The organism is Candidatus Kinetoplastibacterium crithidii (genome assembly GCA_027557655.1).
GTDB classification, from domain to species: Bacteria; Pseudomonadota; Gammaproteobacteria; order Burkholderiales; family Burkholderiaceae_B; genus Kinetoplastidibacterium; species Kinetoplastidibacterium crithidii_C.
Genome location: CP064915.1, coordinates 198,078 through 213,016, shown reverse-complemented (window position 1 = coordinate 213,016; position 14,939 = coordinate 198,078). Strand labels below are relative to the sequence as shown.

Below are 14,939 nucleotides of genomic sequence, written 5' to 3'. Positions count from 1 at the left end.
GGTATTTTCTATGAATGTTGGAATAGCTGTTTAACTGCATCTAAAGCATCTTTTAAATTAAACATCTTGATAGTCTTTAGACCTAATATTTTCTGTTTAGGTACATTTTGATTAGGAATCAAAGCAATTTCAAATCCTAATTTAACTGCTTCCTTTAAACGTTCTTGACCTTTAATTGACGGCCTAATTTCACCTGAAAGACCTATTTCTCCAAAGGCAAATAATCTTGATGGTATTGATTTGTTCAACAAAGAAGAAAATATAGCTAACAATACAGCTATATCTGAAGCTGGTTCTGATATTTTTACGCCACCAACAACATTCACAAATATATCTTTATCAAAAGTTGGAACTCCAGCATGTTTATGAAGCACTGCTAATAGCATTTCTAATCTATTATCATCTATTCCAACAGACAATATTCTACGCGTAGAACCATATGATTTATTGACCAGAGCCTGTATCTCAATAAGCAGTGTCCTTGATCCCTCCTGCGTTGCCATAACGCAAGAACCTGAAACATTATTATTATGATTAGATAAAAACAATGCTGATGGATTAGGAACACAACGCAATCCTCTATCTGTCATAGCAAAAGCACCTAATTCATTCACAGCACCGAATCTATTTTTAAAAGATCTTATTAAACGAAATGATGAATTATGATCTCCTTCAAAATATAGAACTGTGTCTACCATGTGTTCTAGAACCCTAGGTCCAGCAATCAATCCATCCTTAGTCATATGTCCTATCATAAATATAATGATATTTAGCCTCTTAGCAACTCTAGTTAACTGTGTAGCACATTCTTTAACTTGAGATAATGACCCTGGTGATGAACTCAATATAGCACTATAAATTGTTTGTATAGAATCAATTACAACTACTAATGGCTTATGAGAAACAATTACATTTATAATTTCATCAAGTTTAGTTTCAGCTAACAAATTTAGATTATCATATGTTAATCCGAGCCTATTTGCTCTCAAAGCGACTTGCTCTGCAGATTCCTCACCAGTAACATATAAAACATTATATTGATTTGATAAAACTGATAAAGATTGCAATAACAATGTTGATTTACCTATACCTGGATCTCCTCCCAATAAAATTACTGATCCTACAACCAAACCTCCTCCTAAAGTTCTATCGAACTCATTAAAACCAGTCGGAATTCTAGTAACTTCCTGCGCATCTATTTCGGCAAGACTTTTAACTGTGGATGGAACAGCCCATGATTCTTGAAAGGAATTATCATCAACAATTTCTTCAGAAAAAGAATTCCAAGAATTGCACGATAGACATTTCCCATGCCATTTCAAACTTTTTATACCACATTGCAAACATACATATGTATTTTTTGATTTAGCCATTTTTCTATATTTAAATTTAAAAATAAATAATTTATATTTAAGAAATATTTTATAAATTTTTCAAATCACCAAAATGAAACAATAATTTTATTTATAATAATATTATTGAAACTAAAAATTTATATTGATAAAAAAGTATGAATCCATATGAATATTGCACTATGCAATTAAAACAAAGTAATTCCAGCTTGTACTATAACATTCTATCACTAGAAAAAAATCAAAAAAATATATTGTCTGCTATATATCTTTTCAGCAAAAAAATAGAATTTATAGTATCAAAATCAAAAACTAGCATAACAGCATATGCACAGTTATCATGGTGGCGCTATCAAATAACTGAAATTATGAGTGATAATAGTATTGTTATTCAGCATCCAATAATACAAGTATTAAAAGTAGCAATAAATATATATCCAAAAATACAAAATATAATTATCGATTTTATCAATCACAATGAAATTTTAATAGAAAAAACACAATTTTATAATTTTGATGAACTTAATAAGGTTTACTGGCAGTCAGATAGATTAGTACATAAAATATATCAAGAAATTAATCACATAGAATATCAATATACAATAGCAGATATAGAAATTAGCACTGCTATCATGATGACAAAAATAATTAGAAACATAGGAAAAGATGCTAGAATTGGGAGATTCTATATACCAATTAGTGAACTCAAACAATTTAATATTGAAGCAAAAGATTTTTTGGAACCAGCCAAATCAAACATAATGCTAGAATTAATAAACGTTCAAATAGAAAAAACATACCAATTATATAAACAAATACCTACTATTTTATTATCTTCGGAAATAGATCCAAATAAGTTCTATATATCAACCACAGCTGTATATTATGAACTTCTAGAAGAGCTCAGCAAAAAAAAACAATTAATATTAGACCAGTACATCACTCTATCTCCATTTAGAAAATTTTGGATTTCATGGTTATCTAAAAAAACACATGGCAGAAAACTTTTACGAAAAATTAAATTGGATACATAATTATTCAAGTAGTCATGATGTTTATACAATAACCATAACTACTTGAATAACAAACTGCATATATGAATTTACTTGTTAAAAGAAAATTCATTATTCCTATAATCTACACAAATAGTATCACCTGATGAATAGTCACCTCTTAGTATTAATTTAGCTAATGGATTTTCAATTTTTTGTTGAATTAATCTCTTAAGAGGCCTAGCTCCAAAATTAGAATCAAACCCAATATGAGATAATGCACTAATAGCTGCATTCGTTACATCAATACTCATATCTTTTTGTTGAATACGAAGATTCAATCTATCTAACTGAATTTTAACTATAGATTCCATATGTTTTTGTTCTAAATTATGAAATACTACAATTTCATCAATACGATTTAGGAATTCTGGCCTTAATACTTGACGTATCGTTCCTAGGACAATCTCTTTAATTTTGTCATAAGGCTTATCTTCCATATTATTAATTTCACTTGAACCAAGATTAGATGTCATAATAATTACAGAATTCCTGAAATCAACAGTTCTACCTTGGCCATCTGTTAGTCTTCCATCATCTAATACTTGTAACAATATATTGAAAACATCAGGATGAGCTTTTTCTATTTCATCTAACAAAATTACACTATAAGGTTTTCTACGAACAGCTTCAGTTAAATAACCACCTTCTTCATATCCAACATAACCAGGAGGAGCACCTATCAATCTAGATACGGAATGTTTTTCCATAAATTCACTCATATCTATACGAACCATATGATCAGTAGCATCAAATAAGAACTCAGTAAGTGCTCTAGCTAATTCTGTTTTTCCTACTCCAGTAGAACCTAAAAATAGGAAAGAACCATAAGGCCTTGCTGAATCAGAAAGACCTGCTCTAGAACGTATAATAGCATCAGAAACAGCTTGTACAGCCTCTTCTTGACCTATAACACGAGATGACAAAAAATTACTAAGATTTAATAATTTATCTTTCTCTCCTTGCATCATTTTTGATACAGGTATACCAGTACTCCTAGAAACAACTTCAGCAATTTCTTCAGCACCTACCTGTGTGCGCAATAATTTAAACTTATGTTGTTTACTATCATTATCCACATTCCCTTCAGCAAATTTTAGTCTAGACTCTAATTCAGGTAAAATAGAATACTGAATTTCTGCTAACTTATCATATTGTCCAGTTCTTTGTAATTCTGACATTCTTATTTTTGTATTATCTATTTCTTCTTTAATAGCTTTTGTCCCTTGTATGATTGCTTTCTCAGACTTCCAAATCTCATCATAATCATGGTACTCTTTTTGTAACTTATCTAATTCTTCTTCTATTAAAAGGAAACGTTTCTTAGATGCTTCATCTTTCTCTTTTTTAACAGCTTCTTTTTCTATTTTTAATTGAATTATCTTTCTATCTAACTTATCCATTATTTCTGGTTTAGAATCTATTTCCATTCTAATACGAGCACCAGCTTCATCTATTAGGTCTATTGCCTTATCAGGCAGAAAACGATCTGTAATATACCTGTTAGATAACTCAGCAGCTGCAACTATCGCTGGATCAGTAATTTCAATCCCATGATGAATTTCATATCTTTCCTGTAAGCCCCGTAAAATAGCTATAGTCGACTCAACATCTGGTTCCTCTACTAATACCTTTTGAAAACGCCTTTCCAAAGCAGCATCTTTTTCTATATATTTTCTATACTCATCTAATGTCGTAGCTCCAATACAATGTAACTCACCTCTCGCTAAAGCTGGTTTCAACATATTACCTGCATCCATTGAACCCTCAGTTTTACCAGCACCCATAATAGTATGAAGCTCATCAATAAATAAAATATTATCATTACCGTTAATAGACAATTCTTTTAAAACAGATTTTAACCTTTCCTCAAATTCTCCACGATATTTAGCACCAGCTATTAAAGAAGCAATATCTAGAGATAATACCTTTTTACCTTTTAAGTTGTCAGGAACTTCTCCATTTACTATCCTCTGAGCTAAACCTTCTACGATTGCAGTTTTACCGACACCTGGCTCACCAATTAAAACAGGATTATTTTTAGTTCTACGTTGTAGAATTTGAATTGTCCTTCTGATTTCATCATCTCTTCCTATAACTGGATCTAATTTTCCATTAATAGCCCTAGCTGTAATATCCGTAGTATATTTAGATAGAGACTTCCTATTAGACTCATCATCACTATTATTTACATTTTCTGAACCTCGTAGTTCCTTAATAGCAGTTTCCAATAAATTTTTGTTTAACCCAGATTCTTTCAGAATACGACCTATTTCGCCATTATCTGAAGAAGCTACTAACAGGAAAATCTCACTAGAGATATAACTATCTTTTAATCTATATGATTCTTTTTCCATTCGAATCATCAAACTCTGTAAATCTCTTCCTATTTGTATATTGTCTATATTTTGTACTTTAGGCAATGAGTTTAATGACTCATCTAAAAGCTTATTAAGCTTATCTATAGATGCTCCTGACCTAGCAATCAAGCTTTTACTAGTTCCATCCTCATCATTCAACAAAGCTCTTAATAGATGCATAGGTTCTATATACTGATGTTCATTTACTATTGCTAGACTTTGAGCTTCAACAAATATTTGTTGAAATTTTGCAGTGAGTTTATCAAATCTCATATCAAAAACACTCCATACAATATTGTGAGATAATAATATGAGTTATTATTATCTCTAATTATAGAATTAGAAACTTATACAATTTATCTAGGTTATCAATAAACATCATTTGCCAGCTAAATTATTAGCTAATATATATGATTTAGTAAGCAATAAATCAAGTATCAATAAATATATATTAATATGGAAGATCTACGCCATATGAAAAAATCAAAATTATTTACAACTCATTGTAAGTTTTCTGTCTTATATCTGGTTTCTATATATGTATTACAACAGGTTTTGATAACATTGAATTAAATAAATCAAGTAGAAAGAACTAACTATATTCAACACAGTTTGAAATCATTCTTCATAAAATAAACCACAAGTTACAAAAATAATTTAACGAAATAATAAACAATATTACGATATAAAATCTTATGATTTCAGAAAAATGGTTATAGAATTCTTATTAAAGATATCTAGTAGATATTAAAAAATTAAGATTCATATAAAATTATTCTTGATATTAATATAGAAATGGACAGTCGAATTTTAAATCAAACAATGGAATATAAAATAATTCTTATGAAAAAAAAAGAAATGTTCTTTAAAAAATAGTCAGAACAATAGTATAAATAATTAACAATTTATAATATCTAATTATTTATGGCCCAAGAACTAAAAATATCATTCTCAAACTTTAAAAAATTAAATAATAATGAAACAGCCAGAGCATATCTATACGACCTATTATAGTTTAATATAGAATAAAAATTCTCAGTAACTAAAAAAAATGGTCCAGAAGACCCATTTGGAGCAAAAACGACTGTTTCCAACTCACTATCTGTTAATTCGTCACATAATTCTCTATTACCAATTCTACAAACACCTATAATAGACCAATCTTGAAGATTGCGTTTTTCAGATATATGTAAATATGTTTTATCTTTTTCAAGATTTATGCTATCCAACCAATACTCTGGTAAAGAAACTTCTATAACAGCTGGAATATTATATTTCCAACTGAAGTTGCGTTTATTCAAATGATTTGCAGTAGAAGCAATAGCATCAATAAAAGAATTATATAAATCTATAACACCATCACCATCACCATCAACAGCTAATTCATAAAAAGATGTAGGTATAAATTGTGTCATTCCAAAAGCACCACTCCAAGATCCTAAGAATTTATCAGGCTTAACTATACCATCTCGCAACAATTTAATTGACGCATAAAAATTCTTCTTCCACAACAAATTATTTTCTGTACAAGCTCTTGTAAACCAAGCATTGAGAACATTAGTATTTCCTAAAATTTTTCCATAATTTGTCTCAATACCTAAAATAGCAACTAATAACTCAGGATCAACCTGATAAGTATTTCCTATTTCTACCAATTGATCTCTAAATTCATTTAATATTTTTATACCATCAATACATTTCTTTTTATTAATTACTTTTGATATATATGAATTCCAATCTTCTTGTAAATCTTTCTGATTTCGTGCTAGAACAAAAGTTTTTTTTAAAAGTCTAATGTCATTAGTAAATTTGTCAAAATCCTCAAAAGATATTCCATTAGCAGGAGCATTATTCCTTAGAGCAACTAAACAATCATCACATAAAGAACTAGGTAAAGACTCAAATTCTCTATACAATTCCAAATCTGACGCATATATATCAAAACAAACTAGACTATAAATAAATATTACAGAAAAATAAAGATAACGAAAAATCATAATTTAAATAGCACCAGAATTAAGAAATTAATCTTTTTATATTAATAATAAAAAACTAATTTTTCTTGTCTAAAAATTTTACTAGTGGACCTAAAGTAGTAGCCTGCACCAATAAACTAAAAATAACAACAATATAAGTAACACCAATAAACATTTCCCTTCCTTCAAAAGAAGGTAGTAACAATGATAATGCTATAGATATTCCTCCTCTCAGACCTCCCCATGTCATAATTTTTACGGCATGCCTATTATCTTTCATGTAATGAAGCATATTTATAGGAGCTGCTACACTAATATATCTAGCTATTAGAACAACAAAAATTGCTATGATACCAAGCCATAGATTCTTTATACTAAATGATAAAGCTACAATTTTTAATCCTATCAAACCAAATAATATAAGATTTAATAACTCATCCAGCAATCCCCAAAAACTAAATAGATATTCTCTATTTTTTGATTTATGACCCTTTGATAAATTACTATTATAACCTACTACTAATCCTATAACGACTACTGATAATGGAGCAGAAACATGTAGGTGTTCAGCTATGCTATAGCCAGCTGTAGACAAAGCTAAAGTAATTAATATTTCTACAGGATAACTATCCAAATCCTTTAACATTAAAGAAGCTACATATCCAATCACCAAACCAAATACAACAGCACCAAATATTTCTTGTATAAGAGTTATTAAAACAGATAAAAGAGAAAATTCTGTATTTCCAGTAGCTAATCCTAATAAAGTCATAAAAGCTACAACAGCCGTTCCGTCATTAAACAATGATTCACCAGCAATTTGAGTTTCTAAATCAGGAGATACCTTAGCATTTTTTAATACAGCAAGAACTGCTATAGGATCAGTGGGTGATATAAGTGCACCAAACACTAAACACCATAAAAAACTTATATGTACATTACAAAAACTGGTAACTAAAAAGAAACCAAGTCCAACAACTGCAGTTGATATTAATACTCCAATAGTAGCCAATAAAAAAACTGGCATCTTCAAACGTCTCATTTTTGAAATATCAACATGTAAAGCTCCTGCAAATAACAACAGACCCAAAAGACCATGAAATACTAATTCAGAAAAATCAATCATACCAACTAAATACTGTGCTTCTATAGCCATTTCAGGAAAAAAAAGACTTAATAATAATAAGCAAACAGAAACTACTAAGCCAACTGCTGTTATGCCTAACATATCAGGCAACTTTATAAATCTATGATTGATATAACCAAACATAGCAATCAAAGAAAGTAGCGCTCCAGTACCTTCAAATAAGGTCATAATAATCCCTCAAAAATGAGTTGAATGCAATAAAATATATTCAAAAATACAAACATAATTAGCAAGAAAAAGCTATTATAAATAACATATTCGCAATATATACTCTAATGAACTTATGTTTATAAAAACAATTTAAAGAATATAAAATGAAAAAAATAGAAAACCCTTTAGGTAGACAAACTAACTACCCATTAGAATACAACCCAAATTTACTATTTCCTTTAAAAAGGAAATACTTAAAAAATAACAAAATATTCAAAGGCTTCGATATATGGAATGCCTATGAAATATCATGGCTTAACAAAACTGGCAAACCAGAAATAGCAATTGGCAGATTTCAAATACCAGCAAATAGCAACTATATTATAGAATCAAAATCTCTAAAGATTTACTTAAACTCTCTTAATCAAAAGAAATTTGATAATCACAGTGATTTAACACATTTTATATGCAATGATTTATCATCAGCTACTAACAGTGATGTGCTAGTAAATATTATAATGCCACAAGATTTCAAAAAAATATATATTCAAGAATTAGATGGGTTATGTATAGACCATTTACAAATAAAAACAGATATATATAATCCTGATCCAAATTTGTTAGAAAATGAAAAAATAAATACAAAAAAAATAACAGAAACCTTAACATCAAGGTTATTAAAGTCCAATTGTCCTATTACTATGCAACCAGATTGGGCTTCTATTCAAATAAGGTATCGAGGATTTAAAATAAATCATGAATCTATTCTGAAGTATATAATATCCTACAGAAACCACGCTGAATATCATGAAAATTGCATAGAAAAAATTTTTCTAGATATACATGAACGATGTAAACCGGAGTATCTAAGCGTATATGGTAAATATACAAGAAGAGGCGGAATAGATATAAATCCATGGAGATCAACAGACTTGACAGAATATAACCCTATAAGAAACTTATCTAGATCAACACGTCAGTGAGTTATATCACTCTAACTAACATGTTGATTTTTAATCTAATTATTTGCCTGTTTATCAGCTAACCATTTTGCTAAATAAGAAGATATAATTAACATTAGTCCTGCTATTATCCATGGCAGGCTATACAATTTAGCATCAATCATAACCCCAAATAAGACAGGACCGATAGCTGAACCAACATCTATTCCAGAGTAAACTAACCCATAGACAATACTAGTAGAATGTTTATTAGCAATTTTCCTAACCAACATATCTCTAGATGGAACAGCAACTCCAAAACAAAAACCAGCCATTATCATAAAAAATGTAACAAAACCATCAGAAATAACACCGGTAGCTATAAATATAAAAGATATACCCGATATAACTAGTGAAATTAATATATTATTTTCTTTGAACTTAGCTGTTGATAATAACCATCCTCCTATTAACATCCCAAAAGCAGATGCTATCATATAAACAGAAAGCCTAGAACTAGCAAACAATTCATTAAAGTTATATAATTTACCTAGCAGTGGAATTGTATAATTTTGAATAGATGAAGTAGAAAATGAAGTAACTGTGAAAAATAAAAACGCACCCCACATAACAGGGTTAGCAAGAAGTCTTAATATAGAATTAACATAATCTTTCTTTAATATATTGGGTGAATTTGAATCATTCAGTTCATCATTCTTCTTTTTCTCGAACTCTGAAATATAAGCCTTCAATGACTTTGTTAAAAAAAATGATAAAACAAATAGAAGAGCAACACTTAAAGCAGCAACTCTCCAACTAGTTAATACAGTAACTACAGTAATAAAAATAGGAGCTAATGCCCATCCAAAACTACCAGCAATAGCATGAATACTGAAAGCATAACCTAATCTCTTTGGACTAACCATTTGATTAATTATTGAATATCCAGCTGGATGGAATACTGAGTTACCTATGCCTCCAACAAAAGCCGAGAACATCAAAAAAACATAGCCATAAGAACAAGCAATCATTAAACTAGATAATAAGAAACAAACTAAACCCAATAAAAGAATCTTGAAAGGTCCGAATCGATCTACAGCAACTCCAGAAATAACTTGACCAACTCCAGAAACCACATAGAATATAGTCGCTAACAAGCCAAGTTGAGCAAAATCTAAATCAAATTCCAACCCAAGCGCCACATATAATGAAGGCAAAACTAGTTGGAAAAAATGTGATAAAGCATGAATAAAAGTAATTAAACTTATAATCATCCAATCTTTTCTGATAGACTCATTGTCTTCAGGTAAAAAATTCTGTGAAGAAAAAACCATTTGTAATCACACTATGTTAAACAAAATTAATTAAAATATATTCCCTACACTACAAAACTTGCAAATAAAAATAATTTATTTTGCGTGTTTTAAAACATACCACGAACGTCTTATATAATAAAGCATAGACCAAACTGTTAAAATTGACGACATAATAATTAGCCAAGTACCTATACACATAAAATTCATACCTAAAAAAACTCTACCATATAACAAACATGGAATGGCTATCATTTGAAAAAGTGTCTTAATCTTCCCCATTCTGTTTACAGCTACACTAGCCCTCGCACCCATTATTGCCATCCATTCTCTTAAAGCAGAAACTGTTATTTCCCTACCTATAATAATCAATGTTATTAGTATATCTACTCGACCAAGTTTTAAAAGAATGATTAAAGAAGAACAAACCATTAGTTTGTCGGCTACAGGATCTAAAAAAGCCCCGAAAGAAGTTGTTTGATTTAACCTTCGAGCTAACCAACCATCTAACCAATCAGTCAATGCAGCAAGTATAAATAATATCAAAGATACAACATCTCGTGCTAAATCTCCAAGATAATAATCAAAAAAATAAAAAAAACAAACCATTAATGGTACTAATAGAATTCTAATCCAAGTAATGGCAATTGGTATATTTATTAACATACTATGACTGGCTGCTTCTAAAAAATTATAATATATATACTACATTACGACCTTACAAAATAATATATTTTTTCAGCTAAAGATCTAGATATACCTTCAACAGACATTATTTCCTCTATTGTTGCACAAGAAATATCCTGTAAACTACCGAAATGCTTTAGTAATGCTTGAGATTTTTTTTTGCCAATACCTTCAACATTCATTATTAAAGACGTATTTCTTAATTTAGCAATCTTATTTCTTACCCCTTCTATAGCAAATCTATGAGCTTCATCTCTTATATAAGCAATTAACATAAGGGCCGGAGAATTAGCACCAAGAGAAATAGCTAATCTTTCATCAGCAAAATGCAATGTCTCCAACCCAACTTTTCTCCCCTCTCCCTTAGAGACTCCAATTATTAATTTTATATCCAATCCTAATTGAATAAAAATTTTTTTTGCTACCTCAACCTGACCAGGACCACCATCTATTAGAACTATATTAGGCATATCTATATTTTCAAATTTAGAAAAACGACGATATAATACCTGACTCATAGCAGAATAATCATCTCCTGGAGCTATATTTTCTATCTTATAAAGTTTATAAAGTGAAGGCTGCATTTCGCACTTATCAAAAACAACACACGATGCATGGGTTGACTCTCCTGAATAATGACTAATATCAAAGCATTCTATATATAATTTTTCATAACTTTCCACACAAATATCTAATTCATTTAATAAATTTTTAATCCGAAATTTTCTTAAATATTGTGAATCTATATTTTTTGCTAAAAAAATTTTAGAATTCTCTATAGACTGTTTTAACCAAGAGGCCTTTAGACCTCTTGGTTTAAAAGACAAAGTAACTTTTTTACCCTGTTGGCAACTAATTAAATCTATATTATCTAATGTAGAAAATCTATGTGAAGAAACAATAATATCAGGCAAAACTCTAGTAGAGTAATACTGTGTAACAAAAGATTCTAGTACATAATTTATCTCTTCTTCTCCAACTTCTATAAGAAAGTTCTTATCTCCTATATGACGACCATTTCTAATCGTAACAACATTAATACATGTTTTTCCTGACTCTCTTAATACCGATATAATATCAGTATCTTTTACTCCGATATTCTCCATGGTTTGTTTATGAAGAACGCTTTTTAGCGCTGTTATTTGATCTCTCAATGTAGCTGCTAATTCAAAATTCATAGTATTGGCAGCTACTTGCATTTTTTCTTTAAGATCAGATAAAACCGTTGTGGCCTTGCCATTTAAAAATAATGACGCCTCTTTTATATTCTTGTCATAATTTTCAAAACTAATATTATTAGTGCAAGGAGCAGAACATTTACCAATTTGACCTAATAAACATGGACGAGACCTATGTAAAAAAACTGAATCTTCACAAGTACGCAAACGAAATATTTTTTGCAAAATCTTGATAGTTTCTCTAGCCCCATAACTATCTGGAAATGGCCCAAAATATTGGCCTTCTAGTTTTTTATGGTCAACAATTGGTTTCAATCTAACAATATGTAAACGAGGATATTCATGCAAAGATATTTTAAGATAAGGATACGATTTATCATCACGAAATAATATATTATATTTTGGCTTTAGAGATTTAATAAGATTGTTCTCTAAAATCAAAGCCTCTATTTCAGATTTAGTAACTATAATTTCTATATCTGATATTCTTGAAACCATCTTCTCTATTCTAATACTTGGTAAGTTTTTGCTAAAATATGAAGAAATTCTCTTTTTTAAATCACGAGCTTTACCAACATATATTACATTACCTTCAATATCAATATACTTATAAATACCAGGTAAATGAGGAATATTTTTTGAAAAAGCGCTAAAATTAAAAGAAGCTGTCATTATATTCTAATATGCTATACAAAAATATCAAATATTAAATCTTCTTATTCTCTATGATTACATTAGACATAACCAAATCATGCTCATCACTTAGTGAAATATGTATAACACCATATCTTTCTTTAATCCATTTATCTAAATCCGAAGAAAAAAAATAATAAGGTTTACCATTAAATGAGTTAAGTATTTCAATACTAGACCAAGATAGAGGAAAGGTCATTCCAATACCCATAGCTTTTGAAAGAGCTTCTTTAGCAGAAATTCTAGTTGCAATATATCTTATGCCTCTATGATAATTCGCATCAAAGCGCTTATTGAAACAATCTCTCTCAAGAGAACCCAGAACTTTATCTAAAAATTTATACTTATATTTCACAAAAAGTGAATTTACTCTCTTAACTGATAAAATATCTATACCAATTCCAGATATATAATTAGAATCTAAAATCATAAATTTAATCAAAATTTAATAGTATTTATAAGATCTTTCATCTCTTTAACAGCAGAAAATAATCCATTAAAAATTGCTCTACTAATTATTGAATGTCCTATATTAAATTCACTAATTCCATTTATTATTAAAATATTCTTGATATTATCATAATGCAAACCATGACCAGCATTAACTTTTAATCCTAAACTTAAAGCCATATCTACAGACTTTTTCAATCTATCTATTTCCCTATCTCTCTCATTACAATTACAAACTTCAGCATATCTACCGGTATGTAGCTCTACAGCATCAGCTCCTATCCGTTTTGCTTCATATATCTGATTAATATCTGGATCAATAAATATAGAAACTCTTACTCCATTGGATTGAAGAAATTTAACTGCATTAAAAACCACTTCTGATGAGTTTATTATATTTAATCCACCTTCAGTTGTTAGCTCTTGCCTTCTTTCCGGAACAAGACAAACTATATCTGGTCGTGCTTTAACAGCAATATTTAGCATTTCTTTAGTAATGGCACACTCCAGATTCATTTTGCCAACTATATTGGCACGAATATTAAAAACATCCTTATCTTGTATATGCCTTCTATCCTCTCTTAGATGAAGAGTAATCAAATCAGCTCCAGCCTTTTCTGCTAATAAAGCAGCAGCTAAAGGGTCAGGATAATAAGTATTTCTTTGTTGTCTTAAAGTAGCAACATGGTCAATATTAATACCCAGTTCTATCATAATATTTCTCTATTTGTATGTTTTCATAAAAAGATATTAGTTATTATCTACTTATAAAATGTTTACTATAAAAATATGCATCAATTAGATGTTATTATATATGATATGGAACATAAACATAATCGATCATTGCATACGCAATTTAATTATTAATAACTAATAAGTACCAAGATCATAATAAATTGAACAAAAATAAAAAACAGCACATTGACGTTATATGATTAACTAACTAGAATAACAGTGTAAATGATTCAGAATTAATTTTTGATTTTTATATATTAGAAAATTTTAAGTTAAAATATCGTTTATGTTCTCATTAAATATATTGCATTATAATACAGGCATTATATAATGTTTCCTTTTCGAATTAATATTTATTTCTTTTTAAGAGAACTGTATTTGATATGCTTTGCCTATAAATAGAAAAACTTTATCATTTCATTAATAGTATTCTTCAAAATAAATTCTCCTATATAAGGTGATTCCATGACAAAAATGTGTCAGATAACTGGTAAAGGACCTATGGTGGGAAATAATGTATCCCATGCTAATAATAAAACAAAACGCAGATTCTTACCAAATCTACAATCTCGTAGATTTTGGTTAGAAGATCAAAATAGATGGATACGTTTAAGAGTTTCAACCAAGGCCATAAGAACTATAGATAAGTATGGAATAGAATCTGTACTAAGTGTTTTAAATCAAAAACAATCATAAAATGGCATTAACCAAAATAAAATAGGAATATAGTATGGCAAAAGGAGCGAGAGAAAAGATTAAATTGGAATCAACTGCTAACACTGGTCATTTTTATACAACAACAAAAAACAAACGTAACACTCCTGATAAAATGTTACTAAAAAAATTTGATCCAGTTGCTCGTAAACATGTTGAATATAAAGAAATCAAACTTAAATAAGCAATAT

13 protein-coding genes are annotated in these 14,939 nt (G+C 29.1%); 4 read left to right on the top strand and 9 right to left on the bottom strand.

The features are described from left to right. Window positions 1–8: 8 nt before the first annotated feature. Window positions 9–1,373: a DNA repair protein RadA gene (gene radA / locus I1N47_00995; protein WBF65722.1), complete on the bottom strand. Its 1,365-nt coding sequence runs from the start codon at window positions 1,371–1,373 to the stop codon at window positions 9–11. 137 nt (window positions 1,374–1,510) lie between these two features. Between radA and I1N47_00990 the strand changes: the two genes are divergently transcribed. Further along, window positions 1,511–2,386: a squalene/phytoene synthase family protein gene (locus I1N47_00990; protein WBF65721.1), complete on the top strand. Its 876-nt coding sequence runs from the start codon at window positions 1,511–1,513 to the stop codon at window positions 2,384–2,386. 68 nt (window positions 2,387–2,454) lie between these two features. On the opposite strand, the gene clpB is transcribed toward I1N47_00990, so the two are convergent. The 3 genes from clpB to I1N47_00975 all read right to left on the bottom strand — a co-directional run bounded on the left by clpB (window position 2,455) and on the right by I1N47_00975 (window position 8,055). After that, complete coding sequence (clpB, locus tag I1N47_00985) at window positions 2,455–5,037, bottom strand: ATP-dependent chaperone ClpB (protein WBF65720.1); 2,583 nt, start codon at window positions 5,035–5,037, stop codon at window positions 2,455–2,457. Window positions 5,038–5,678: 641 nt separating this feature from the next. Next, entirely contained in the window at window positions 5,679–6,761 is a 1,083-nt protein-coding gene (locus I1N47_00980; protein ID WBF65719.1) for a lytic murein transglycosylase, read from the bottom strand. A 55-nt stretch (window positions 6,762–6,816) separates the two neighbouring features. Then, on the bottom strand, window positions 6,817–8,055 hold the full coding sequence (locus I1N47_00975) for a sodium:proton antiporter (GenBank protein WBF65718.1): 1,239 nt from the start codon (window positions 8,053–8,055) through the stop codon (window positions 6,817–6,819). Between the two features lie 146 nt (window positions 8,056–8,201). On the opposite strand from I1N47_00975, the gene queF reads away from it, so the two are divergent. Then, entirely contained in the window at window positions 8,202–9,020 is an 819-nt protein-coding gene (gene queF / locus I1N47_00970) for an NADPH-dependent 7-cyano-7-deazaguanine reductase QueF (GenBank protein WBF65717.1), read from the top strand. A gap of 35 nt (window positions 9,021–9,055) precedes the next feature. Here queF and I1N47_00965 read toward each other — a convergent pair whose 3' ends face one another. The 5 genes from I1N47_00965 to I1N47_00945 all read right to left on the bottom strand — a co-directional run bounded on the left by I1N47_00965 (window position 9,056) and on the right by I1N47_00945 (window position 14,013). After that, window positions 9,056–10,312, bottom strand: coding sequence for an MFS transporter (locus I1N47_00965; protein ID WBF65716.1), 1,257 nt, complete (start codon window positions 10,310–10,312; stop codon window positions 9,056–9,058). 75 nt (window positions 10,313–10,387) lie between these two features. Next, window positions 10,388–10,957 (bottom strand): CDP-diacylglycerol--glycerol-3-phosphate 3-phosphatidyltransferase, encoded by a 570-nt coding sequence (gene pgsA / locus I1N47_00960; GenBank protein ID WBF65715.1) that lies wholly within the window; start codon window positions 10,955–10,957, stop codon window positions 10,388–10,390. Between the two features lie 44 nt (window positions 10,958–11,001). Beyond that, window positions 11,002–12,828: an excinuclease ABC subunit UvrC gene (gene uvrC, locus I1N47_00955; GenBank protein WBF65714.1), complete on the bottom strand. Its 1,827-nt coding sequence runs from the start codon at window positions 12,826–12,828 to the stop codon at window positions 11,002–11,004. 34 nt (window positions 12,829–12,862) lie between these two features. Then, window positions 12,863–13,279 (bottom strand): holo-ACP synthase, encoded by a 417-nt coding sequence (gene acpS / locus I1N47_00950; protein ID WBF65713.1) that lies wholly within the window; start codon window positions 13,277–13,279, stop codon window positions 12,863–12,865. Window positions 13,280–13,287: 8 nt separating this feature from the next. Then, entirely contained in the window at window positions 13,288–14,013 is a 726-nt protein-coding gene (locus I1N47_00945) for a pyridoxine 5'-phosphate synthase (protein WBF65712.1), read from the bottom strand. A 486-nt stretch (window positions 14,014–14,499) separates the two neighbouring features. Here I1N47_00945 and rpmB point away from each other — a divergent pair, with 486 nt between their 5' ends. Next, window positions 14,500–14,730: a 50S ribosomal protein L28 gene (gene rpmB, locus I1N47_00940; GenBank protein WBF65711.1), complete on the top strand. Its 231-nt coding sequence runs from the start codon at window positions 14,500–14,502 to the stop codon at window positions 14,728–14,730. A 34-nt stretch (window positions 14,731–14,764) separates the two neighbouring features. Next, window positions 14,765–14,932 carry a 50S ribosomal protein L33 gene (rpmG, locus tag I1N47_00935; protein ID WBF65710.1) on the top strand — a complete coding sequence of 56 codons (168 nt, stop codon included), beginning with the start codon at window positions 14,765–14,767 and terminating at the stop codon, window positions 14,930–14,932. Window positions 14,933–14,939 lie beyond the last annotated feature (7 nt).